The organism is Pseudomonas sp. PAMC 29040 (assembly GCF_003994535.1).
Lineage (GTDB): Bacteria > Pseudomonadota > Gammaproteobacteria > Pseudomonadales > Pseudomonadaceae > Aquipseudomonas > Aquipseudomonas paraversuta.
Genome location: NZ_RZAA01000007.1, coordinates 182359 through 205923 on the forward strand (window position 1 = coordinate 182359; position 23565 = coordinate 205923).

Genomic DNA, 23565 nt, shown 5'->3' on the forward strand with positions numbered 1-23565 from the left:
CCTGGATATGCATGTTGCTTTTCCCTGGGATCTATCGATAATGCGACTTATTGCTATTTGAGTCTGGTTATCTATCGTGTCTAGTCCTGTGGATCCCAAAGCCCTGCTGGCGAGTCTTTATCACGACAATCATGCGTGGCTGCGCGGCTGGCTGTCGCGACAGGTGCGCTGCCCGCAGGATGCTGCCGATCTGACTCAGGACACCTTCGTGCGGGCTTTCGATGCGCAGCAACTCGAGCGCATTGAACAGCCCAGAGCCTATCTGAGTACCGTTGCCCGGCGGCTGCTGTGCTCGCTATGGCGTCGACGCAAGCTGGAGCAATCCTATCTCGAGCAGCTTGCAGACCTGCCCCAGAATTATGCCCCTTCAGCCGAAGACATTGCGCTGGTACGCGAGGCGATCGAAGCGATTGATCAGGCGCTGGAAGGCTTGCCGTCGCGGGTGCGGCGGGCGTTTTTGCTCAATCGCCTCGAAGCCATGCCGCAGCAGGCCATCGCCACTCTGCTGGGGGTTTCACTGGCCACCGTTGAGCGCGATTTGCGCCGGGCCTTTTTCCATTGCCTGGCGCAAACCCGGGAGTGCCCATGAGCCAGGTCAGAGTTGATCCCGCCACCCGTGCCGCCGTGGACTGGATGCTGCGGCTTGAGTCCGGGCAGGCCTGCCCTTCGGAACGTCAGGTGTTCAAAGCCTGGCTGGCGGAAAAACCCGAGCACATGGCTGCCTGGCAGCGGGTGGCCGGGGTCTTGAAAAACCCGCTGGCGGATTTGCAGTCTGTTGAACGGCGTAACCCCGGGCAGTTGCATGCCGCGAGCAAGGCGCTGCTGGCCAGTTCAACGGTCCCAGGCAAAAAAGCCCTGCAAGGCGGCCTGTTGCTGTTACTGCTGGGGTTGTGCGCCGCGAGTGTGGTCGACCGGGTCACCCCGCTGAGGGGCTTGATGGCCGATCAACATACCGCCACCGGCGAGCGTAAAACCATACAGCTGGCGGATGGCAGCCGCCTGACACTCAACGCCCGCAGCGCCGTGGATATTCAGTTCAGCGCCGGGCAGCGGCGGGTGCAATTACGCGCAGGCGAGTTGCAGGTCGATGTTGCCGCCGACCCGCTGCGGCCCTTTGTGGTTGCGACCGCCCAAGGCCAGGTCCAGGCCCTGGGCACACGGTTCATGGTGCGCCAGGGGCCGGACGAAAGCCTGGCCAGTGTGCAGCAGCACAGTGTGCAGCTGGATACGCTCAATGGTCTGCAGCGACGCATCAATGCCGGTCAGGCGGTGTCGTTCAGCGCCAGCCAGATTGACCCGCAAACCTCGACCGCACGCAGTCAGGCCGATTGGCTCGAAGGCCGGGTCGAGTTGCATGACGAGCCGTTGTCGACTCTGGTAGAGGCGCTGCGGCCTTATCAGGCCGGGGTTCTGCGTATCAGTCCCGAAGCCGCCAGGGTCCGGGTGTTCGGGGTTTTCTCGTTGGACGACACACCGCAGACCTTGAGCACTCTGGCGCAAACCTTGCCGATCAAGGTCACGCGCTATGGGCCCTGGTTGACCCTGATTGATGTGCGCGGGTAAAAATTCCACCGAATGGGAATTATTTACAAATAAGCTGAGGGGAAAACTCTGCTCGTTGGTCAAGGTTACAACTGCCTACCTTGCAACGAGAAAGGATGCCCCATGTCGTACGCCCCGTTGAGACCCTGCCTGCTGGCGCTGACCATTACCCTGAGCATTGCCTGCCCTTTGGGTGCGGTGGCCGGGCCGCTGGCCAATGAACAGAGCGCCCTGCGTGCCTTTGACCTGCCGGCGGCGCCGCTGGGTGTGACACTGAGCCGGATTGCCCGTGACAGCCAGCTGACCCTGTCGGTAGCTCCTGCCTTGTTGCAGGGGAAAACCTCGGCCCCGGTACGGGGCATGTTCACCCCGCAGCAGGCCGCCGAGCGTGCCCTGGCAGGCAGCGGTCTGGGTTTGAACGTGACCCAGAGCGGTGCCCTGAGCGTTTACCCGCTGGCGGCAACGGGCACCTTGAATCTGGGAGCAACCACAGTATCGGGGCGTACCGCCGAGGACGCTCGCGGAGCGGTTGACGGTTTTGTTGCCACCCGATCGGCCACGGCCACTAAAACCGATACACCGATTCTGGAGATCCCGCAGACCATCAACGTGGTGACGGCGGATCAGGTGCAGGTCCAGGGCGCCCGCGATCTGACCCAGGCCCTGCGTTACACCCCGGGCCTGAGCACCAATGGCTACACCGACCGCAACACCATCGCCGATGAAATCACCAGCCGCGGCTTTGCCCCGACCCTGCTTTATCTCGATGGCGCTTATTTGCCCTCGGCCGGGAGTCTGGGCGGCGCGCCACAGATCGACCCCTATACCCTGGAGCGCATCGAAGTTCTTAAAGGGCCGTCCTCGGTGCTCTACGGGCAGAATCAGCCCGGAGGCATGATCAATATGGTGTCCAAGCGGCCGAGTACCGAAGCCGCGCACCAGATCAAGGTCGGCACCGGCAGTTTCGATCGCTACAACCTGGCGTTTGACTTCACGGGGCCACTGGACGAGGCCAAAACCCTCAGTTACCGGTTGATCGGGGTCGGCAATACCGGCAGCGAACAGGTGGACCACACCGAGGATTCACGCCAGCTGCTGGCGCCCAGCTTCAGCTGGATGCCTGACGACGACACCGAGCTGACGCTGTATGCGCAAATCCAGCGCGATGACGCCCTGGCCGACTATCAGGCCTTGCCGGCGGTGGGCAGCCTGTATCGCAACTCCCAGGGCAACAGGATTGATCGTGATACGTTTCTGGGCGACTCGAAATGGAACGACTACAAGCGTGATCAATACGTGCTTGGCTATCAGTTTTCCCACGCTTTCAATGAGGCCATGACCTATCGCCAGAGCCTGAGCTATATCGACGTCAACGACCGCTACAAAGGCTTTTACCTCAACCGTTTTGTCACCACCCCCGAGGGCATCAGTGACAGCCACGCCAGTCGCACCAAGCTCGACTGGCGCCAGCAAAACAGTTCCTACAGTTTCGACAACCACCTGCAAAGCGACTTCACCACCGGCCCCCTGCAGCACACCCTGCTGGTGGGCCTGGACTACCGGGATTTCACCCGCAAGTATCAGGGCTACAACCTGTCGGGCAGTGAAATCATCGACCTCTACAACCCCACCAACTACCGCACCACGGGGGTGCCGACCCTGACCACCAAGTGGGATAACAGGGTCAAGCAAACCGGCTTCTATGTGCAGGATCAGATCAAGTTCGACAACTTCATCCTGACCATTGGCGGGCGCCATGACTGGGCCAAAGTCGATAACAATGACCTGCTGGCCGATTCCCGGGAGATGCAAAACGACAACAAGTTTACCGGGCGCGTGGGGCTGACCTACGTCACCTCGTTCGGGCTGGCACCCTATATCAGCTACACCGAATCGTTCCTGCCGTCAGTGGGGACCGCAGCTCCGGAGCGTGGGGGCAAGGCGTTCATCCCGCAATTGGGCAAGCAGTATGAAGTGGGGGTCAAGTATCAGCCTGACGACAGCACCTTGCTCACGGCGTCGGTGTTTCAGATCAAGCAGCAGAACGTGCTGACCGGTGACCTGCAGTACCAGGAATATCAGATTCAGGAAGGTGAAGTCAGCTCGCGGGGGATCGAACTGGAAGGCAAAAGCAGCTTCAACAATATTGACCTGATTGCCTCGTTGTCCTACCTGGATGTGTTCTACAGCAAGTCCAATTATGGCAACCAGGGCAACCGCAGCGAAGCCCAGGCGCCATGGGCGGCGAGTGTGTGGACCGATTACCACTTCACCGGCAACCTGCTGCAGGGGGTGACCCTGGGCGGCGGTGCGCGTTACACCGGGAAGAATTACGGTGACTCGGACAACACCTTCAAAACCCCGTCATTCGTGATCTACGACGCCACCCTCAGCTATGACCTGGCGGCGCTGGACCCGGGGTTCAAAGGGGTGAGTACCAGCCTCAATGTGCAAAACCTGTTCGACCGCGAGTACGTCTCGTCGTGTAATTACAGCTTTGGCTGTTACTACGGCCAGCAACGGACCGCGGCGCTGGAAGTCAAATACGACTGGTGATACCGGGGCTTTACGGGCTTGTTTGGTGGGCAGGATTGATCTGTCCCCCGGTTTTGCGCACCGCTAATCGCAGCCGTTATGGGCTTTCAACGGCGCAGTTTTAGTGCGCTGGCCAGGCTGATGGCCAGCGGCAGGCGCGGTAACAAGGTGGCCTGGTAGGCGTGGTACAGATCGCCCTTGCCGGGCCATATTTTTTCCGAAGGCTGATTGTCAGGCCCCAGTTCGTGGTGCCAGCTACCGTGCTGGCGATCGATCAGGTGCAGGTCGATGTAGTCCCAGAAGCACTGATACCAGACTTCATATTCCTGCTCGCCGGTGCGTTGCAACAAGGCCGCCGCTGCCGCAGAGGCTTCGGCCAGGGTCCAGTGCAGGCGTTCGCGCACCACGGGCCGGTTGTCCCAGTCCAGGGTGTAAACAATGCCGGTGTCACCATCGACATTCCAGCCATGCAGGCTGGCGCTGTGGAACAGCTGGCGGGCGTCTTCGAGCAACCAGGCGGGCGCGGGCAGGCCGCGCTGCTTGCGCGCAGCTTCCAGGTGCAGCAGCAGGCGCGCCCATTCAAAGGCGTGACCCGGGGTTTTACCGAAGGGGCGGAATGGATCGCACGGATGCTCCCGGTTGTACTCCGGCAACGGCTGCCACCGGGCATCGAAGTGTTCGACGGGCAGGTAGGCGGACTGCGCGGCGTGCTGGTGGATCACCCGCTCGCTGATGCGCAGGGCGCGCTCCAGCCACAGGTCCTGGTCGAGCACGTCGGCCAGGGCGAGAAAGGTTTCGGTGCCGTGCATATTGCTGTTGGCCCCGCGATACGCTTCGCAGTCGCTCCAGTCACTAGCGAAGGACTCCAGCAGGGCACCTTCGTCTTCGCACCAGAACCGTGTTTCCAGCACCGCTACCGCTTCATCCAGTAATGCGCTGGCGCCCGGGCGTCCGGCCACCACTGCGGAGCTGGCGGCCAGGGCGACAAATGCATGCAGGTACGCGGCTTTGCGGGTGTTGCCATCCTGCGCGTCGGGGGCGGCGAACCAGCCGCCGTGCACGCCATCGCGCAAGGCCCCGGCCAGTGCCTTCAGGCCGTGGTCGATCAACGGTGCGCAACCCGGCAGGCCCTGGATATGGGCCAGGGCGAAACTGTGAACCATACGGGCGGTGGTTACCGTGTCTGCCGGGGCATCGTCTGCGCGCTGGCCAAAGCGGTCAAGGCCGGCGAAACCGGAGGGAACACGGGCGGCCTTGGCGAAATCCAGCAGGGTCTGGCCCTGGGCGTGCAGCCACTGTTGATGGGGGGCGGAGGTCAGCCAGCTGTCGCTGGTCCGGGTGAGATCGGTCATGGGCCACCTGTGCGGTTCTTGTGATTATCTGGCGCTCGCAGCCTAAGGGATTGGCTGCAAAGTAGAAAGCTGAAACCTTTCATTACGGCAAGGACAAGCCCGCTGCCACAGGCCGTGGCAACGGCCGGTCAAATCTCCGGGATCCAGCGCTGGGACCAGTCGCTGTCGCGCTTGACCACCTCCCGCAGCAGTTCGATAGCCTGTTGCAAGGCGCTACCGTCGCGTTCGCGGGAATACACCAGATAGGTCGGGTAACTGAACTCGGGGGCCTTGGGAACGCGCTCCAGCGCGCCGCTGTCCAGATAACTCTGAACCACCCGGGTGCGAAAGTAGCCGCTGCCGCCGTTTTCCAGAATGTAGTGCAATGCCACCGGCCCCAGGTTGAAGCTGATGGCGGCCCGCGCCCGGTCCGGCAGTGCTGCGTCATGCTGGCGGCGGAAGTCCTCACCCCAGTCCACATACACATAGGGTTCGGGCATGGCGGGGCGGCGGATCTGAATCAGTTTTTCCTCCAGCAATTGCTCCACCTGCACCCCGGGCCAATACACCGGCTGATAGACCAGTGCCGCGTCCAGCAGGCCCATTTCAACCTGCTCCAACAATTGCTCGCCGTCACGAATCTGCACCCGCAAGGCGTGGGTGTCCAGGTGTTCGCGCAGGGCTTTGGCCCAGCTCAGAATCAGCGGGTTGCACAGGCTGACTTCACCACCGATGTGCAGCATCTGGTGCAAGCCTTCGGGGCGCGGCAGATCCCGTCGTGCGGCTTCCCAGGTCTGCAGCAGCTGATTGGCGTAGACCACGAAGGCTTCCCCGTCGCAGGTCAGTCTGGCGCCTGCGCGGTTGCGAATGAACAGCGTCACGCCGAGCAGGCTTTCGAGTTTTTGCACCCGGGCCGTGACGGCTGTCTGGGTGACATGAAGTTTCTCGGCGGCACTCGCGAGGCTGCCGCAGCGAACAATTTCGAGAAAGGTCCGGGCCAGGTCGAGGTCCATGATCGCGCCAGTCTGCAAGGGGCCGTCAGTGTAAGGCTAACGGGTCAAAAAACATAAATACCGACCTTATAGTGGCCTGCATCAATGTCTGATTTTTATATTCAGCTAACGTCACCTGCCCTGGCACAGGGTGCCAGTGGTTTGCCGAACTGCAACACACACAAAAAAGGGATACCAGACATGGATGACTTGAACCGCCAGTACGACATTCAACCTTTGATAAAGGCTGACATGTCGATCCTGATCAATGGGCAGGCGGTAAATGCAGCTAAAGGAGAGACCGTGCTCAGCGTGTTGAATGCAGTGGGGGTGCGCCAGTTGTCACCGAATGATCACGGTGAAATGAATGGTGCTTATTGCGGCATGGGGGTGTGCTATTGCTGCCTGGTCAAGATCGATGGCCGGCACAAACGCCGGGCCTGTCAGACCCTGGTGCAGCCGGGGATGAGCGTGGAAACCGGGACCAACCGGGTCACTGCACAAGAGGCTGTGTTATGAGCCCGGATCCGGTGATTGTCGGCGGTGGTCCGGCGGCTATTTCGGCAGCTATCGAGCTGGCGCAGCATGGAGTGCGCAGCACCTTGCTGGAAGAAGCCTCCAGACTGGGTGGCGTGGTTTATCGCGGGCCATTGCGTGAAGGTGTCGAGCTCGACTATCTGGGGGAGCGCTACAAGGATGCACTGCACAAACTGCACGCAGAGTTTGCCGACATTGCCCACTCAGTTGATGTGCGCCTCAACCACCGCGTAGTCGGCGGGCAGGGCGAACACAGCCTGCAAGTGCTGGACCCGGATGAACGTCTGCAGGAAGTCGGCTTCGGCCAGCTGCTGCTGGGCGCCGGGTGCCATGAGCGCAGCGTGCCGTTTCCTGGCTGGACCATTCCCGGCGTGATCATGCTTGGCGGTCTGCAACTGCAGATCAAAAGTGGCGTGGTCAAACCCCGTGGGCCGACGCTGATCGTCGGCACCGGGCCGCTGTTGATGCTGGTGGCGTGCCAGTTGCACGCGGCGGGTGTTGAAGTGGCCGGTGTGTATGAGGCCTGTGAATTTACCCGGATTGCCAAGGAAAGCCTGGCGCTGCTGAACCAGCCCCAGCTGTTTCTCGACGGCTTGAGCATGCTGATGTACCTCAAGCGCCACGGCGTGACCGTGCGTTACGGTTGGGGCGTAGTGCAGGCGCGGGGTGACGGCGAGCTGAGCGAAGTCATAGTGGCGCCGTACTCCGGCACCTGGCAACCGGACCTGAGCAAGGCGCAACCGGTCATGGCCCGTACGCTGGCGGTGGGCTACGGCTTTATCCCCCGTACGCAACTGACTCAGCAAATGGGTCTTGATCACGCCTACAACGTCGACGGCTACCTGGCTGTCAAAGCCGATACCTGGCAGCGCAGCAATCAGCCGCACATCCACCTGGCCGGTGATGTCACCGGCATGCGCGGCGGTGAAGCGGCGATGCTCACCGGGCGGATCGCGGCGTTATCGATTTTGCTCCAGCGCGGGGTTCTGAGCGAGAAACAGGCCCGGGCCCAGCGACGGGTTTATCTTTCACGGCTCAACACCATCGTGCGCTTTCGTGGCGCCATCGATCGCTATACCCAACGCGGTACGCGCCAGATCGAATTGCCCCAGGCGGACACAGTGGTATGCCGCTGCGAGAACGTCACCCGAGCCGACATCGACCTGGCCCTTAGCCAGGGGGTGCAGGACATGGCCAGCCTGAAAATGCGCACGCGGGTCAGCATGGGCGACTGTCAGGGCCGGATGTGCGTCGGCTACTGCAGTGATCGCCTGCGCGAGTCCACCGGCCGCCAGGATGTGGGCTGGTTGCGCCCGCGTTTTCCGCTGGAACCGGTGCCGTTTTCGGCTTTTACCAATGCCTGCAAGGATGCCTGACATGATCAAGACATATGACGTTGTAATCGCCGGTGGTGGCGTTATCGGTGCTTCCTGTGCCTACCACCTGTCCCGTCGCAAAGACCTGAAAGTGGCGATGATCGACTGCAAGCGCCCGGGCAATGCCAGCCGCGCGTCGGCGGGTGGTCTTTGGGCCATCGGCGAGTCTGTCGGGCTTGGCTGCGGAGTGATCTTTTTTCGCATGATGTCTGCCGAGCGCAAGCGTGAAGCCCAGGGTACGGCGGTGATCGTCGATTCCAGCACCCCGCATATCCTGCCGGAGTGTTTCTTTGATTTCGCCCTGCAGTCCAATGCGCTGTACCCGGGCCTGCATCAGGAAATGATCGAAAAGCACGGCATGGACTTCAAGTTCGAGCGTACCGGGCTCAAGTACGTGATTTACGACGATGAAGACCGTCTCTACGCCGAGCATATCGTTGCCAACATCCCGCACCTGAGCGACGAGGTGCGCTGGCTTGACCAGGCTGCCTTGCGCGAGTCCGAGCCGAGCGTCAGCCATGACGCCCTGGGGGCGCTGGAGTTTCTCTGTGACCACCAGGTGAGCCCGTTCCGGCTGACCGATGCCTACACCGAAGGTGCGCGGCAAAATGGCGTCGACCTGTACTTCAACAGCAACGTCACCGAGGTGCTGCGTCAGGGCAGCAAGGTGGTGGGGGTACGCACTGACAACCAGGGTGCATTTCACTGCAAGACCCTGATCAATGCTGCCGGCGCCTGGGCCGCAGAACTCAGCGTGATGGCCACGGACCTGAGCATCCCCGTGGCGCCGGTCAAGGGCCAGATCGTCTTGACCGAGCGCATGCCCAAGCTGCTTAACGGCTGCCTGACCACCAGCGACTGTTACCTGGCGCAAAAGGACAATGGAGAAATCCTGATTGGCAGTACCACCGAAGACAAGGGGTTCGACGTGAGCACCACCTTCCCGGAGATTGCCGGTTTGGTGCAGGGGGCGATGCGTTGCATTCCAGAGCTCAAAGACGTCAACCTCAAGCGCACCTGGGCCGGGTTGCGCCCGGGATCGCCGGATGAACTGCCGATTTTGGGGCCGATGGCAGGGGTTGAAGGGTACTTGAACGCCTGCGGGCATTTCCGTACCGGCATCCTGACCTCGGCGATCACCGGGGTCATGCTGGATGCGCTGGTGCGTGATCAACCGTTGCCGCTGGATGTCACGCCGTTTCTGGCGGACAGGTTTAACCTGCAACCGGTGGGGTTAAAAAAAGTGATAGGCGCCTGAAGGGCGTCAGGGCTTGTAGTCGCTGACGAAAAACGAGGCTGCGATCCCCGATCTGCCAAGGCTGCGCCGTGGATCGCAGCCTTCGGCAGCGACTGCGGTGATTGCGGGTTGTGCAGGTAACGCCAATATTGCGCTTTGAACTCCTGTAGCCCTGCATGGGTCAGCCGTTATGCCCATTCATAAAGCAGGCGCAGACAACCATGCAGATTTCTCTCGCGCATCAGGTCGCCCTGGTCACCGGGGCCAGTTCCGGGCTGGGGGCTGCCAGCGCCCGGGCCCTGGCGGCTGCCGGTGCCTCGGTGGTCCTCAACTACAACTCCCAGGCAGCTCCCGCCCAGGCACTGGCAGACGAAATCAACGCCGCAGGCGGCAAAGCCATTGCCCTGGGCGCCGATGTATCGAAAGAGGCTGAAGTTGAACGCCTGTTTGCACAAACCCTGGATGCTTTCGGCTATCTCGACATTCTGGTCGCTAATTCAGGGCTGCAGAGAGACGCCGCAATTACCGACATGAGCCTGGAACAATGGAACACCGTCATCGGTGTCAATCTCACCGGCCAGTTCCTGTGCGCGCGCTCAGCCCTGAAGATCTTCAACCGTCAGGGCGTTCGTGAAGGCGTGTCCTGTGCAGCAGGCAAAATCATTCATATGAGCTCTGTGCACCAACTGATTCCCTGGGCCGGGCATGTGAACTATGCAGCCTCCAAGGGCGGCGTCGAAATGCTGATGCGCAGCCTCGCGCAGGAAGTCAGCGAGCAAAAGATCCGGGTCAACGGCATTGCCCCCGGGGCCATTCGCACGGCAATCAATCGCGACGTGACCCAAGGCGCGGCCGAGAAGCAACTGCTGAAACTGATCCCCTATGGTCGCGTCGGTGAACCCGGGGATGTGGCCAGCGCGGTGGTGTGGCTGGCCAGCGATGCCTCGGATTATGTAGTAGGGACTACCTTGTTTATCGATGGCGGCATGAGCCTTTATCCGGAGTTCCGTGACAATGGTTAACATCCAGGACGAATTGCAAAGCTCGATCGAGGCACACGGCATTATTGGCGACATGCGCACTGCGGCATTGGTCAATGACCAGGGCAGTGTGGATTTTTTCTGTTGGCCCGAGTTCGACAGTCCTGCCATCTTCTGCTCACTGCTGGACACCCCCCAGGCAGGGATTTTTCAACTGGCCCCGCAGATAGCCGATGCCCGCCGCGAGCAAATTTACCTCCCCGACACCAACGTTTTGCAGACCCGCTGGCTGGCGCCGCAAGCGGTGGTGGAAATTACCGATTTGCTGCCGGTCAGTGACCACGATGATCAACTGCCGCTCCTGATGCGCCGCGTGCGCGTGGTCAGCGGCAGCGCCACCTTTTTGCTGCGCTGCGCGGTTCGCCATGACTACGCCCGCGCGGCCACCAAAGCCCGTGCCGATGGTGAGGATGTGTGCTTCGACGCCGAGGGGCAGCCCGGTCTTCGACTGGCCTCCAGTGTTCCCTTGACGGTTGCGGAGCAAGCGGCCTGTAGCACGTTCACCCTGGCGGAGGGTGAAACGGCCGAGTTTGTACTGGGTGCAGTTGACGATGAGCGGGTGAAAGTGGACGCCAGCGACCTGGCATTACAGCGCACCCTGCAATTCTGGCGGCAGTGGATCGCACAGTCGATCTATCGCGGACGCTGGCGGGAAATGATCAACCGCTCGGCCCTGACCCTCAAGCTGCTGACCTCGCGCAAGGAGGGCGCGATCATTGCGGCCGCCACCTTTGGCTTGCCGGAAACCCCGGGGGGCGAGCGTAACTGGGATTACCGCTATACCTGGATTCGTGATGCGTCCTTCACGGTTTATGCCTTTATGCGCCTGGGCTTTGTCGATGAGGCCAATGGCTTTATGCGCTGGCTGCGTGGCCGGGTAGGGGAGTGCTGCGACCAGCCCCTGAAGCTGAACATCATGTACAGCATTGACGGCCGCAATGATTTGCCCGAGGTAGAGCTGAGCCACTTGTCCGGATACGGCGGCGCCAGGCCGGTGCGGATTGGCAACGGCGCATTTGATCAGGTGCAGCTGGATATTTTTGGTGAGCTGCTGGACGCGGTGTACCTGACCAACAAATACGGCGAGGCCATCAGCCATGAGGGTTGGCAGCATGTGACCCAGATTGTCGATCACGTGTGCGTGACCTGGCAGGAGGAGGATGTGGGGATTTGGGAGATGCGCGGCGAGAAGCATCACTTTTTGCACTCCCGGCTGATGTGCTGGGTGGCGCTGGACCGTGCCATTCGCCTGGCCTCCAAGCGCTCGTTGCCTGCGCCGTTCTCCCGCTGGAACGAGACCCGGCAAGAGATTCACACTGACATCTGGCAGAACTTCTGGAATGCCGAGCGCGGCCATTTTGTCCAGTACAAGGGCGGCACGGCGCTGGATGGTTCGATGTTGTTGATGCCGCTGGTGCGTTTTGTCGCAGCGAAAGATCCGGCCTGGCTGGCGACCCTTGCGGCCATTGAAAAGAGTCTGGTGCGTGATGGCATGGTTTATCGCTATCGCAATGACGACAGTGGCCTGGATGGCCTGCAAGGCACAGAAGGTGCGTTTGCCGCCTGTTCCTTCTGGTACGTGGAATGCCTGGCCAGGGCCGGGCAAGTGGAAAAGGCGCATCTGGAATTTGAACAGTTATTGCGTTACGCCAACCCGCTGGGGCTGTATGCCGAAGAGTTCGACCTTTATGCCAGGCATTTGGGCAATACCCCGCAAGCCTTGACCCATTTGGCGTTGATCAGCGCGGCGAGCTTTCTGGACCGAAAGCTCGACCACCAAAAGCCCCAGTGGCAGCCCTGACCCAACCCTGACCCTGTAGGAGCGAGCTTGCCTCGCGAGCTCTGCGTCTTGAAAAGCTCGCTCCTACAGGGTTACGGCCCGCGCTGCACCCAATACTTGTGGGAGCTGGCTTGCCAGCGATGCGGGGCCGGCTTTTAGAAGATGTATTTGCTGGTCAGCATCAGGCTGCGCGGCTCGCCGTAGTAGGTGGTGCTGAAGTTGCCCAGGCCCGACAGGTATTTCTTGTCGAACAGGTTGTTGGCGTTGAGGTTGAAGCTCAGGTGCTCGTTGTACTCGTAGCGGGTCATCAGGTTGACCAGCGCGTAACTGTGCTGCTCGATGATGTCGTAGTCACCCTTGGCATCGTTATAGATCTTGCCGTAGAACGGGCTCTGCCAGTTGACACCACCGCCCACGATAACTTTGTTCAACACCCCCGGCAGGCGGTAGGTGGTAAATACCCGCGCCACGTTTTCAGGCTTGGTGGTTTCCAGCGGGTAGCCGTACAGACGACCGCCATCTGCGGTTTTGGTCTGGGCGTAGGTGTAACCGGCCATCAGGTTCCAGTCCGGCATCAGTTCACCGGCCAGCTCGAATTCGATGCCTTTGGTGGTCGCTCCGTCGACGGACTCATAGTAGGTCTGGTTGGCAGCGTCGATGCCTGCATAGACGGCCAGGTTTTTCTGCTCGGTGCGGAACACCGCGGCACTGGCATTCAGGCGGCCGTCGAAGTATTCACCCTTCAAACCGATTTCATAACTGTTGCCTTCGGTGGGCGCCAGGGTTGTGCCGGACTTGCTGCGCTCGGTGACCGGTTTGTAAATCGAGGTGTAGCTGGCGTACGCCGAGTAGGTGTCGTTCAGGTCATACACCACACCAGCGTAGGGCGTGACTTTGCCGTGCTGTTTGGAGGTGGTCTTGTTGTCGCTGAAGGTGGGGGTTTGCACGTAGTACGTGCGCGTGTCGTTGTACTGGAAGTCGCTCACGCGGCTGCCGAGAATCAGCGACAGGTCGTCGGTCGGCCTGAAGCGCGCAGCGAGGTAAGCACTGTTCTGGTTTTCGTTGGTCTGGTATTTGCCGTTTTTCGGGAAGTAGGGTTTCGGGTAATCACCCTTCCAGTCAAAGATGCTGCCGGGGACCTTGCCGAATTCACTGGCATCAAAGGTTGCCCCGGTTTGGCGGGAGGTCTGCGAAGTAACACCGACCACCAGTTCATGTTCGCGGCCAAACAGGCTGAAGGGGCCGCTGGCATTGAGGTCGAAGGTGTTTTGCACCCGGTGACCTTCCCACTTGCCCCAGTAGAAGAACATGCCGTCGCCGGTGACCGGGTCCGGCATGCCGCCACCGGCCGATCCCAGTTGGGTGTCGTGGTCGTTGGTTTGCTGGGTCAGGCTGCCTTTGACTTTCCATTCATTGGCAAAACGGTGTTCCAGGGAGGCGAAGGTGGTCTGCGCGACTACATCGCGACGGCTCCAGTCGGTGGCCGGGTTGAACGAGCGACTGAAGTCGGTCTTGCTGTAGTTGGAGAAGTAGTAGGGGTTGCCGGTCCAGGACGAGCCGCGGGGCTTGATGTTCTGATAGTCCATGCCGAAGGTCAGCAGGGTATCGGGAGTGATATCGGCTTCGAGGATGCCGTAGAACACATCATTCTTTTTCGAGTAGTGATCCAGATACGAATCGGCATCCTGATACACCCCGACCAGGCGCCCGCGCACGCTGGCGTCTTCATTCAACGGGCCGGAGATATCGCCTTCGGTTCGGTAGTTGTCCCAGGAGCCTGCGCTGGCAGTCACCGACGCCTTGAATTCGCGGGTCGGTTTTTTGCGGATCAGGTTGACCGTAGCCGAGGGTTCGCCGGAGCCGGACAGCAGGCCGGTGGCGCCTTTGACGATATCAACCCGGTCATACAGGGCCATGTCGACCTTGGTCGCGCCCTCATCGAACACCCCGTCATAGCGGGCGTTCACGCCGTCGTACTGGAAGTTGGTGATGGCGTAGCCGCGGGCCGAATATTCCATGCGGTCGCTGTCGTAGGCCTGGGTCGAAATGCCCGGCGCGTTACGCAGCACATCGCCGATGCTCTGGACCGCCTGATCGTCCATGAGCTGGCGGGTAATTACGGTCACGGTCTGCGGGGTTTCGCGGATCGACAACGGCAGTTTGGTCGAGCTGTTGCTGGCGGCAGTGGTGTAGGACCCCGTGTCCTCTGTGGTCAGCAACGCCCCCTGGCCCTGGCCGGAAATGGTGGTGGCACCCAACTCCAGGCCCTGGCCTTGGCCTTGGGCGACATTGAGAATCAGCGTGTCGCCATTGAGCTGGTATGAAATGCCGCTACCCTGCAGCAGGGCTTCCAGAGCCTTGATCGGCTCCAGTGAGCCCGAGACGGAGTGCGAACTGATCCCCTGTACCTGATCCGGGCTGTAGAGCACTTGCAGACTGGTCTGCTTGCCGAACTCGTTCAGGGCGCTGGCCAGCGGTTGTGCCGGGATATTCAGCACGACCGGCGCGGCCAGAGCCATGGGTGTGCCCAGCAGTGCCGAGGCCAGCAGTGCGCTGCTTAACAGGGTACGGTTCAAATTGGATCGTTGCATTGCGTGCCGAGGCTCCGGGAGGGGAATGATTGATGCGAATAGTTATAAGACGCAGCACGCGGGTTAAACCGGAAACAAGCGACTGAATTGGCTGGATTTGATTTTGCAGAGCAATCCCCAAACCCTGTAGGAGCGAGCTTGCCTCGCGAGCTTTTCAAGATTCCCGCATTCGCTTGGCAATCAATCCGGGCTCGATATAAAGCTCGCGAGGCAAGCTCGCTCCTACAGGGTTATGTTGGGGCAGCTTCTGTGGGAGCTGGCTTGCCAGGGATGCGGGCCCCGGATCTGTGTCGGAGCCATCGCGAGGCAAGCTCGCTCCTGCAGGGGTATGTGGGGACAGCTTCTGTGGGAGCTGGCTTGCCAGCGATGCGGGCCCGGGTTTGTGTCGGAGCCATCGCGAGGCAAGCTCGCTCCTGCAGGGGTATGTGGGGACAGCTTCTGTGGGAGCTGGCTTGCCAGCGATGCGGGCTCCGGGTTTGTGTCGGAGCCATCGCGAGGCAAGCTCGCTCCTGCAGGGTTATGTGGGGACAGCTTCTGTGGGAGCTGGCTTGCCAGCGATGCGGGCCTCGGGTTTGTGTCGGAGCCATCGCTAGGCAAGCTCGCTCCTACAGGGTTATGTGGGGGCAGCTTCTGTGGGAGCTGGCTTGCCAGCGATGCGGGCTCCGGGTTTGTGTCGGAGCCATCGCGAGGCAAGCTCGCTCCTGCAGGGTCATGTGGGGGCAGCTTCTGTGGGAGCTGGCTTGCCAGCGATGCGGGCCCGGATTTGTATCGGAGCCATCGCGAGGCAAGCTCGCTCCTACAGGGGTATGTGGGGACAGCTACTGTGGCAGCTGGCTTGCCAGCGATGCGGGCCCCGGGTTTGTATCGGAGCCATCGCGAGGCAAGCTCGCTCCTGCAGGGGTATGTGGGGACAGCTTCTGTGGGAGCTGGCTTGCCAGCGATGCGGGCCCGGATTTGTGTCGGAGCCATACAGGGATATGGGTGGCAGGGTCGTTCTATGTATGGAACGCTGAGTGCTATTTATGCTGTCTAGTCTTATGGGTGATACGAATCTATCCTTGTTGCCATGATTTACAGGAGGTGCAACATGAAAAACATTCTGGGTGTCTATACGGCTCCACGTGCGCATTGGGTCGGTGATGGCTTTCCGGTTCGTACGTTATTTTCCTACGACAGCATGGGTGAACACGTCAGCCCGTTCTTGTTACTTGATTACGCCGGGCCTGCGGAATTCACGCCCACTACCGAGCGTCGTGGTGTAGGCCAGCATCCCCATCGTGGGTTTGAGACGGTAACCATCGTCTACAAAGGTGAAGTCGAGCATCGGGACTCCACCGGCAACGGCGGGGTTATCGGCCCCGGTGATGTGCAATGGATGACCGCTGCGTCGGGGATCCTGCATGAAGAGTTCCATTCCGAGGCGTTTGCCCGCAGTGGCGGCACCCTGGAAATGGTGCAGCTGTGGGTCAACCTGCCGGCCAAAGACAAGATGGCCGAGGCTGGCTATCAGGGTATCGTCGACCGCGACATTCCTGAACTGGCGCTCAAGGACGGTGCCGGCCGGCTGCGCTTGATCGCCGGCGAGTTCGACGGCCAGCGCGGCCCGGCCCGTACCTTCACCCCGATCGACGTGTGGGATATCCGCTTGAACGCGGGCAAGTCGACCACCCTCGATCTGCATCAGGGCCGCAACACCATGTTGGTGGTGCTGCACGGTGCGGTCGAGGTCAATGGCCAGGAAGTGGTGCGCGAAGGACAAATGGCGCTGTTTGCCCGCGACGGGGCTCAGGTTCGTCTTGAGGCCAATAACGATGCGGTGCTGTTGATCTTGAGCGGTGAGCCCATTGACGAACCGATTGTGGGGCACGGTCCGTTTGTGATGAACACCGAAGCTGAAATCCATCAGGCCTTCATCGACTTCCAGTCGGGGAAATTTGGCCGGATGCCGGTGTAACAAGCCAGCCGTAGTCGCTGGCGCAGGCTGCGACAAGGGCCGCAGGACCTTCGCTGTTACCAGCAGGTCTTACGCAGTCCATCGCAGCCTTCGGCAGCGACTACGGTCATTTACGGGTTCAGACTCGCTCGAAAATAACCGCTATGCCCTGACCGCCACCGATGCACATGGTGGCCAGCGCATAGCGGCCTTTTATCCGGTGCAGTTCGTGGATGGCCTTGGTGGCGATAATCGCGCCGGTGGCACCCACTGGATGGCCCAAAGCGATACCGGAGCCATTGGGGTTGACCCGGGCCGGGTCCATTTCCAGTTCTTGCATCACCGCACAGGCCTGGGCCGCAAAGGCGATATTGGCTTCAATCACGTCCATGTCGCCGATCTTCAAGCCTGCGCGCTTGAGCGCCAGACGAGTCGCCGGAATGGGGCCCAGCCCCATCAGTTCAGGTTCTACCCCGGCGTGGGCATAGGCCACCAGGCGTGCAACAGGCGCGAGGTTGTCAGCCTTGACCGCGGCACCACTGGCCAACACCAGCGCAGCGGCGCCGTCGTTGAGCCCCGAGGCGTTACCGGCCGTCACGCTGCCGTCTTTTTTGAACGCCGGCTTCATTTGCCCAAGCTGTTCCAGGGTGGTAGCCCGCGGGTGTTCGTCAACGTCGAACAAGACGCTGCCTTTGCGGCTTTTAACCTCGACGGCAGCGATCTGGCTGTCGAAATAACCCTGGGCGATGGCGTGGGCGGCACGCTGCTGGTCTGTCAGCGCCAGGGCGTCCTGTACCTCGCGACTGATATGGTTGCGCTGCGCAATATTCTCGGCAGTGATCCCCATGTGAATACCGTGGAACGGGTCGTGGAGAATGCCCAGCATGTAATCCTGCACCTGGGCATCGCCCATACGCGCGCCCCAGCGGGCGGATGGCAGCAAGTACGGGCCGCGGCTCATGGACTCGGCCCCGGCGCCGATGGCGAAATCAGCATCGCCGAGCATCAGGGTATGGGCGGCAGAAATGATCGCCTGCAGGCCCGAGCCGCAGAGGCGATTAACGTTGTACGCGGGGGTTTGCTTGGGGATGCCGGCGTTGATTGCAGCCACTCGTGCCAGATAGGCGTCCTGGGGGGCGGTTGGGATCACGTTGCCCATCACCACGTGGCCGATGCGTTGCGGATCGACCTGGCTAGCGATAAGGGCGGCCTTGACTGCCGTGGTGGCCAGATCGCCCAGGGCGACGTCCTTGAGTGCACCGCCAAAGGTGCCGATGGCGGTGCGCCGGGCGCCCAGGATGAAAATCTCGGAGGTTTGCATGGTAGGTCCTTATTATTTTTCTGACTCGTAACAGGCTGGATTATTTCATGGGGCCAGGGGGCACAGAGTAGTCCGTTTGCAGGGTAAATCCGCTCTTCATGGGATGTGGGCCATGGGATGCAGGAGCGAACGTGCCCGATAGCCCTTCGTGCCGGGTTGGAACAGCTCGTGAGCAAGCTCGCTCCTACAGGGGGGGCGGGGTTTTCAGGTGGGGTCAGTGTTGCAGCAGTTTGCGGAACTGGGCCAGAGGCACCGGCCGGCTGTGCAGGTAGCCCTGGTACAGATGGCAACCAATACTCTGCAGAAACTGGAGCTGGGCCGCTTGTTCGACGCCTTCGGCCACCACCTTGATTTTCAGGCTGCGGGCCATGGCAACAATGGCGCGGATGATTTCCGCATCGTTGGGGGCGTTAATGGCGTCGCGCACAAACGACTGGTCGATTTTCAGGGTGTCCACAGGCAGGCGTTTGAGATGGGTCAGCGAGGAGTAGCCCGTGCCGAAGTCGTCCATCGCAAAGCTCACTCCCAACGCGATGAGCGCCTGCATTTTGGCGATGGTGTCTTCCAGATTCTGAATCACGATGCCTTCGGTGACTTCCAGCTTGAGCATCGAGCAGGGCAGGTCATGGTGCAACAGGCTGCGCTTGACCTGTTCCACGAAGTCGCTTTGGCGAAACTGCCGGGGGCTGATGTTGACGCACAGGCTGAATGCCTGGGGGTCGATAAGGCCTTCGCGCAACAATTTGCCGAACGAACGGCAGGCTTCATCGAGAATCCAGGCGCCCACTTCCAGAATCAGGCCGCTGTCTTCGAGGATCTTGATGAAATCGGCCGGGGATTGTGCCCCCAGTTGCGGGTGCTGCCAGCGCAGCAGTGCTTCAGCGCCGACGATGCGGTTTTCCCGGGCGTCGACCTGGGGCTGAAAGTGCAGGCTGAACTCGTTGCGTGCCAACGCTGTGCGCAGAGCGCTTTCCATGTTCATGCGTTCGCTGGCCGCAGCCTGCATGGAAAAATCAAATAGCTGGCTGGTATTACGCCCGCAATCCTTGGCCCGATACAGGGCAATGTCGGCCCGTTTCAGCAGGTCTGTCGCGGTGATCCCGTGGTCGGGCAGCAAGGCAATGCCGATGCTGGGGGTTACTTGCAGGCGCTGGCCATCGAGAAACATGGGTTCGGCCAGCAGCTCGCGCAAGGTGTCGGCAGTACGCAGAACATTAAGCGTGACTGCTTGCAGCGAACCCTTGAGACCGGTCAGCAGTACTACAAACTCGTCACCGCCCAGGCGTGCCACGGTGTCTTCGCTGCGGACACTGGCCTCGAGCCGGGCGGTGATGATTTTCAGCACCGAGTCGCCCACCGGATGCCCGAGCGAGTCGTTGATGTGTTTGAAGTGATCCAGATCCAGAAACAACAGCGCCCCGCGCAGATCATGGTGTTCAAGCAGCTCGGTCTGATGGTTCAGGCGCTCCAGCAGCAACGAGCGGTTCGCCAGGTTGGTCAGCGGGTCGTGGTAGGCCAGGTGGCTGGCCTGGGCCTGGGCCGCTTTGAGCTGGCTGATGTCGCGGGCAGTAAGCAACAGGCAGGGGGTGTCATTAAGGGTGATCGGTTCGATGGATATCTCAAGGTTGAGCAGGGCGCCACGTCTGGAGCGCCCGAGTATTTCCCGGTTGCGGATACGGCCCTTTTCCTTGATCTCGTCGAGTAATGCCTGACGCTGTGAGCTATGCCCCCAGATCCCCAGTTCGTAAGGGCTGCGGCCAATCACCTCGGCGCTGCTGTATCCGGTCAGCCGGCTGAAGCCGTCATTCACTTCCAGATAGTTGCCAGTGGCAAGTTCGCTGATGGTGATGGCATCGGGGCTGGAGTGGAATGCCTTGGCAAATTTGTCTTCGGAGGCACTCAGGCGTTGTTCGCGCTCCACTTGCTCGGTGATGTCGAGCAAGGTCCCGGCCATGCGCAGGGGCAGACCTTCAGCGTCGCGATAGAGCCGGGCACGACTTTCTATATAGCGTGAAGTGTCGTTCTCGCCGGGCACCCGATAGGTCAGTTGATAACTCCCGGCGGGGCCTTCGCGCAGTGTGCGATAGGTGTCGCGCATATTGTCACGCTCGGCTTCGGGCACACCGTCGAAGAACGCTTCGAATGACTCGTTGAACGGTTCTGCCGGCAGGCCGTGCAGTTGGGCGGCACGGGCCGAGCCGTAGAGTCTGTCGCTGGGGATATGCCAGTCCCAGGTACCCAGTTGTGCCGAGTCCAGCGCCAGGTCCAGGCGCTCCTGACTGTCGATCAAGGCTTGCTCGACTTCTTTGCTTTTGCGGGTGTCCAGGAAGGTACTGACCAGATAGGCCTCGCCCTCCAGTTCGACTTTTTGTGCGCTGAGGATGCCGTCGTGCAGTTGTCCATCACGGCCCTGCAGGCAGACTTCCATACTCACCGAGGCATTTTTGCTGCGTATGTTCTTGATGAATTGTTTGCGCTGCCGGGGATCTGGCCAGATCCCCAGTTCGATGGTCGTACGCCCGATTGCCTGGTTTAACGGCCAGCCCAGCAGGCTCTCGAACCAATGGTTGGCCTCACTGATCAACCCGTCTTCGATGCGCACCAGCAGCACCATGTGGGGCGATAAATGAAAGAGTGTGGCGAAGCGCTGTTCTGAGTTGTTGAGCGCTTGCTGGCGTGTGCGCCGATGGCTTGCATTGTTGATGAGCCCCGTTTCAATGTCCCAGTACCAGGGCTGCGCTGACCCGTTGTTTTGCCTGCCGTGTTCCAGCGATATCGGGTCAACCTCAGTCAAACCGTCTAGGGGGAGGCTGGTATATCTCTGGTATGGCATTGACTGCGATCCTTGGATCTCGATCCATTGAGACGGTTTTGCTTCTGAACCGCTGGAGCGATCTCAGGGTTGCTCACTGTGACCCCTGTCGACCTGGGCATCCAGTAGTTTCATGAAGGCATGTGCGGCATTGGACAGGGTTCTTTCGGTGTGCACGATGTAGCCTAGCTGGCGCGTCAGTTGAATGCCGGGCAACTCGATCGATGCCACTTGCTCATCGAGCATGGTGCGCGGCAGGACGCTCCACGCCAGGCCGATGGAGACCATCATCTTGATGGTTTCCAGGTAGTTGGTGCTCATGGCGATATTGGGCGTCAGGCCCTGGGCTTCAAACAGGCGCTGGACAATATGGTGGGTGAAGGTATTACCGCCCGGAAACACTGCCGGATGGTGGGCAATGTCGGCCAGACTGACCTTCGAACGGCGGGTGAGGGTATGTTCGGGGGCGACTACGAAGTCCAGCGGATCATCCCACACCGGCACGGCGCGAATCAGCGAATGGGGCTCCGGGGCCAGGGTGATGACCGCCAGTTCGGCGCGGCCGTGGAGAATTTCTTCGTAGGCCACTTCTGAATCCAGGAACTGAATATCCAGCGCGACCTTCGGGTAGGTGCGGGTGAACTCGCGCAGCAGGGGCGGCAGGCGGTGCAGGCCAATATGATGGCTGGTGGCCAGAGTCAGGCGGCCACTGACCTCCCCGTTGAGGTTGTTCAGCGCCCGGCGGGTGTCGTCCAGGACGTTGAGGATCTGGTAGGCCCGCGGCAGCAAGGCCCGCCCGGCCTCGGTCAGGCTGACTTCGCGGCCCAGCCGGTCGAACAGCCTGAGCTTGAGTTGCTGCTCGATACTGGCGATGCGTTTGCTGATCGCCGGCTGGGTCAGGAACAGGCGTTCGGCAGCCCCGGAGAAGCTCCCGGTTTCAGCAATAGCGATAAAAGCATTGAGATTCGCGAGATCCATCTATTCGAATTCCTGTTGGTTATCCAAAGCATGAAAATTATGAATTTGAGTTATTAACTGTAACGCCATAGGATCGACCTCACAAGCCAAGTGGTTATTGGCACAGAAAAGTAGCTGATGAGGAAACCGTCTGATGGCCGGCAAAACGCTCTACGACAAGCTCTGGGATTCGCATTTGGTCAAGCAGCGCGACGATGGCTCGGCGCTGATCTACATCGATCGTCACATCATTCATGAAGTGACGTCGCCGCAGGCCTTTGAAGGTCTGCGTCTGGCCGGGCGCAAGCCTTGGCGCATCGATGCCAACATCGCGACCCCGGACCATAACGTACCGACCACGCCGGAGCGCAAGGGCGGGATTGAGGCCATTACCGACCAGGTTTCCCGTTTGCAGGTGCAAACCCTCGACGACAATTGCGACGAGTACGGCATCACCGAATTCAAAATGAACGACATCCGCCAGGGCATCGTTCACGTGATCGGCCCCGAGCAGGGCGCGACCTTGCCGGGCATGACCGTGGTTTGCGGTGATTCGCACACCTCGACCCATGGTGCATTTGGCGCATTGGCCCACGGTATCGGCACTTCCGAGGTGGAGCACGTGCTCGCCACCCAGTGTCTGGTGGCCAAGAAAATGAAAAACATGCTGGTCTCGGTTGAAGGTCAATTGCCGTTCGGCGTGACCGCCAAGGACATCGTGCTGGCAGTGATCGGGAAAATCGGTACCGCAGGCGGCAATGGTCATGCCATTGAGTTTGCCGGCAGTGCGATTCGCGATTTGTCGGTTGAAGGGCGCATGACCATTTGCAACATGTCCATCGAAGCCGGTGCCCGCGTGGGTCTGGTTGCAGCGGACGAAAAGACCGTGGCCTATGTCAAGGGTCGCCCGTTTGCACCGAAGGGCGCCGAGTGGGATCTGGCCGTGGAAGCCTGGAAGGATCTGGTTTCCGATGCCGACGCGCATTTCGACAGCGTGATCAAGTTCGATGCGGCGCAGATCAAGCCGCAAGTCAGCTGGGGTACCTCCCCTGAAATGGTTCTGGCGGTGGATCAGAACGTTCCCGATCCGGCGCAGGAAGCTGACCTGGTCAAGCGTGGTTCGATCGAGCGTGCCTTGAAGTACATGGGCCTGAACGCCAATCAGGCGATCACCGATATCCAGCTGGATCGCGTGTTCATTGGTTCGTGCACCAACTCGCGGATCGAAGACTTGCGCGCTGCGGCAGTGGTCGCCAAGGGCCGCAAAGTGGCCTCCACCATCAAGCAGGCGATCGTGGTGCCGGGCTCGGGTCTGGTTAAAGCCCAGGCCGAGTCCGAAGGTCTGGACAAGATTTTCCTGGAGGCCGGTTTTGAATGGCGCGAACCGGGCTGTTCGATGTGCCTGGCCATGAACCCGGACCGCCTGGAGTCGGGCGAGCACTGCGCTTCGACCTCCAACCGTAACTTTGAAGGCCGTCAGGGCGCCGGTGGTCGTACTCACCTGGTGAGCCCGGCGATGGCCGCCGCCGCCGCTGTAAACGGTCGTTTCATCGACGTCCGCGAATTGGTTTAAGGAGCTGC

16 protein-coding genes are annotated in these 23565 nt (G+C 60.6%); 10 read left to right on the top strand and 6 right to left on the bottom strand.

Annotated elements, in window-relative coordinates; genetic code table 11:
* Positions 1-76: 76 nt before the first annotated feature.
* The 3 genes from WG29040_RS14835 to WG29040_RS14845 all read left to right on the top strand — a co-directional run bounded on the left by WG29040_RS14835 (position 77) and on the right by WG29040_RS14845 (position 4098).
* Positions 77-589: a sigma-70 family RNA polymerase sigma factor gene (locus WG29040_RS14835; RefSeq protein ID WP_037001887.1), complete on the top strand. Its 513-nt coding sequence runs from the start codon at positions 77-79 to the stop codon at positions 587-589.
* The gene (locus WG29040_RS14840) at positions 586-1563 is read left to right on the top strand and encodes a FecR family protein (protein ID WP_127196438.1); all 978 of its coding nucleotides are present in this window, start codon (positions 586-588) and stop codon (positions 1561-1563) included. The genes WG29040_RS14835 and WG29040_RS14840 overlap by 4 nt, the downstream gene beginning before the upstream one ends.
* A gap of 102 nt (positions 1564-1665) precedes the next feature.
* Positions 1666-4098, top strand: a complete 2433-nt coding sequence (locus tag WG29040_RS14845; RefSeq protein WP_127196439.1) for a TonB-dependent siderophore receptor — start codon at positions 1666-1668, stop codon at positions 4096-4098.
* Between the two features lie 86 nt (positions 4099-4184).
* On the opposite strand, the gene WG29040_RS14850 is transcribed toward WG29040_RS14845, so the two are convergent.
* On the bottom strand, positions 4185-5429 hold the full coding sequence (locus WG29040_RS14850) for an AGE family epimerase/isomerase (RefSeq protein ID WP_010656926.1): 1245 nt from the start codon (positions 5427-5429) through the stop codon (positions 4185-4187).
* A gap of 128 nt (positions 5430-5557) precedes the next feature.
* Positions 5558-6421, bottom strand: a complete 864-nt coding sequence (locus tag WG29040_RS14855; RefSeq protein WP_003446192.1) for a LysR family transcriptional regulator — start codon at positions 6419-6421, stop codon at positions 5558-5560.
* Positions 6422-6601: 180 nt separating this feature from the next.
* On the opposite strand from WG29040_RS14855, the gene WG29040_RS14860 reads away from it, so the two are divergent.
* From WG29040_RS14860 to WG29040_RS14880, 5 genes are all read left to right on the top strand, one after another.
* Positions 6602-6919, top strand: coding sequence for a (2Fe-2S)-binding protein (locus tag WG29040_RS14860; protein WP_003446191.1), 318 nt, complete (start codon positions 6602-6604; stop codon positions 6917-6919).
* A complete protein-coding gene (hcnB, locus tag WG29040_RS14865) occupies positions 6916-8313 on the top strand; it encodes a cyanide-forming glycine dehydrogenase subunit HcnB (protein WP_010656925.1) in 1398 nt (465 codons plus the stop codon). The genes WG29040_RS14860 and hcnB overlap by 4 nt, the downstream gene beginning before the upstream one ends.
* Position 8314: 1 nt before the next feature.
* Complete coding sequence (gene hcnC / locus WG29040_RS14870) at positions 8315-9571, top strand: cyanide-forming glycine dehydrogenase subunit HcnC (RefSeq protein WP_003446189.1); 1257 nt, start codon at positions 8315-8317, stop codon at positions 9569-9571.
* A 200-nt stretch (positions 9572-9771) separates the two neighbouring features.
* Positions 9772-10572 (top strand): glucose 1-dehydrogenase, encoded by an 801-nt coding sequence (locus WG29040_RS14875; protein WP_127196440.1) that lies wholly within the window; start codon positions 9772-9774, stop codon positions 10570-10572.
* Positions 10565-12391, top strand: coding sequence for a glycoside hydrolase family 15 protein (locus tag WG29040_RS14880; protein WP_127196491.1), 1827 nt, complete (start codon positions 10565-10567; stop codon positions 12389-12391). Before WG29040_RS14875 ends, WG29040_RS14880 begins: the two co-directional genes overlap by 8 nt.
* Positions 12392-12525: 134 nt before the next feature.
* Here the strand turns inward: WG29040_RS14880 and WG29040_RS14885 are convergent, their stop codons facing one another.
* Positions 12526-14961: a TonB-dependent siderophore receptor gene (locus WG29040_RS14885; RefSeq protein WP_127196441.1), complete on the bottom strand. Its 2436-nt coding sequence runs from the start codon at positions 14959-14961 to the stop codon at positions 12526-12528.
* 1087 nt (positions 14962-16048) lie between these two features.
* Between WG29040_RS14885 and WG29040_RS14890 the strand changes: the two genes are divergently transcribed.
* Positions 16049-16915, top strand: a complete 867-nt coding sequence (locus WG29040_RS14890) for a pirin family protein (RefSeq protein WP_127196442.1) — start codon at positions 16049-16051, stop codon at positions 16913-16915.
* Between the two features lie 118 nt (positions 16916-17033).
* Here the strand turns inward: WG29040_RS14890 and WG29040_RS14895 are convergent, their stop codons facing one another.
* The 3 genes from WG29040_RS14895 to WG29040_RS14905 form a co-directional block, all read right to left on the bottom strand.
* The gene (locus WG29040_RS14895; protein WP_127196443.1) at positions 17034-18215 is read right to left on the bottom strand and encodes an acetyl-CoA C-acyltransferase family protein; all 1182 of its coding nucleotides are present in this window, start codon (positions 18213-18215) and stop codon (positions 17034-17036) included.
* Between the two features lie 214 nt (positions 18216-18429).
* Entirely contained in the window at positions 18430-21048 is a 2619-nt protein-coding gene (locus WG29040_RS14900; RefSeq protein WP_003446173.1) for a bifunctional diguanylate cyclase/phosphodiesterase, read from the bottom strand.
* A 63-nt stretch (positions 21049-21111) separates the two neighbouring features.
* Complete coding sequence (locus tag WG29040_RS14905; protein ID WP_003446171.1) at positions 21112-22005, bottom strand: LysR family transcriptional regulator; 894 nt, start codon at positions 22003-22005, stop codon at positions 21112-21114.
* Positions 22006-22138: 133 nt separating this feature from the next.
* Here WG29040_RS14905 and leuC point away from each other — a divergent pair, with 133 nt between their 5' ends.
* Positions 22139-23557, top strand: a complete 1419-nt coding sequence (gene leuC, locus WG29040_RS14910) for a 3-isopropylmalate dehydratase large subunit (RefSeq protein WP_003446169.1) — start codon at positions 22139-22141, stop codon at positions 23555-23557.
* The last annotated feature ends 8 nt before the right edge of the window (positions 23558-23565 follow it).

Bases quoted from the DNA above. Each gene is read 5' to 3' on its own strand.
- leuC (WP_003446169.1), top strand. From the start codon at position 22,139: ATGGCCGGCAAAACGCTCTACGACAAGCTCTGGGATTCGCATTTGGTC.
- hcnB (WP_010656925.1), top strand. From the start codon at position 6,916: ATGAGCCCGGATCCGGTGATTGTCGGCGGTGGTCCGGCGGCTATTTCG.
- WG29040_RS14845 (WP_127196439.1), top strand. From the start codon at position 1,666: ATGTCGTACGCCCCGTTGAGACCCTGCCTGCTGGCGCTGACCATTACC.
- WG29040_RS14885 (WP_127196441.1), bottom strand. From the start codon at position 14,961: ATGCAACGATCCAATTTGAACCGTACCCTGTTAAGCAGCGCACTGCTG.
- WG29040_RS14905 (WP_003446171.1), bottom strand. From the start codon at position 22,005: ATGGATCTCGCGAATCTCAATGCTTTTATCGCTATTGCTGAAACCGGG.
- WG29040_RS14895 (WP_127196443.1), bottom strand. From the start codon at position 18,215: ATGCAAACCTCCGAGATTTTCATCCTGGGCGCCCGGCGCACCGCCATC.
- WG29040_RS14875 (WP_127196440.1), top strand. From the start codon at position 9,772: ATGCAGATTTCTCTCGCGCATCAGGTCGCCCTGGTCACCGGGGCCAGT.
- WG29040_RS14855 (WP_003446192.1), bottom strand. From the start codon at position 6,421: ATGGACCTCGACCTGGCCCGGACCTTTCTCGAAATTGTTCGCTGCGGC.
- WG29040_RS14860 (WP_003446191.1), top strand. From the start codon at position 6,602: ATGGATGACTTGAACCGCCAGTACGACATTCAACCTTTGATAAAGGCT.
- WG29040_RS14880 (WP_127196491.1), top strand. From the start codon at position 10,565: ATGGTTAACATCCAGGACGAATTGCAAAGCTCGATCGAGGCACACGGC.
- WG29040_RS14900 (WP_003446173.1), bottom strand. From the start codon at position 21,048: ATGCCATACCAGAGATATACCAGCCTCCCCCTAGACGGTTTGACTGAG.
- WG29040_RS14840 (WP_127196438.1), top strand. From the start codon at position 586: ATGAGCCAGGTCAGAGTTGATCCCGCCACCCGTGCCGCCGTGGACTGG.
- hcnC (WP_003446189.1), top strand. From the start codon at position 8,315: ATGATCAAGACATATGACGTTGTAATCGCCGGTGGTGGCGTTATCGGT.
- WG29040_RS14890 (WP_127196442.1), top strand. From the start codon at position 16,049: ATGAAAAACATTCTGGGTGTCTATACGGCTCCACGTGCGCATTGGGTC.
- WG29040_RS14850 (WP_010656926.1), bottom strand. From the start codon at position 5,429: ATGACCGATCTCACCCGGACCAGCGACAGCTGGCTGACCTCCGCCCCC.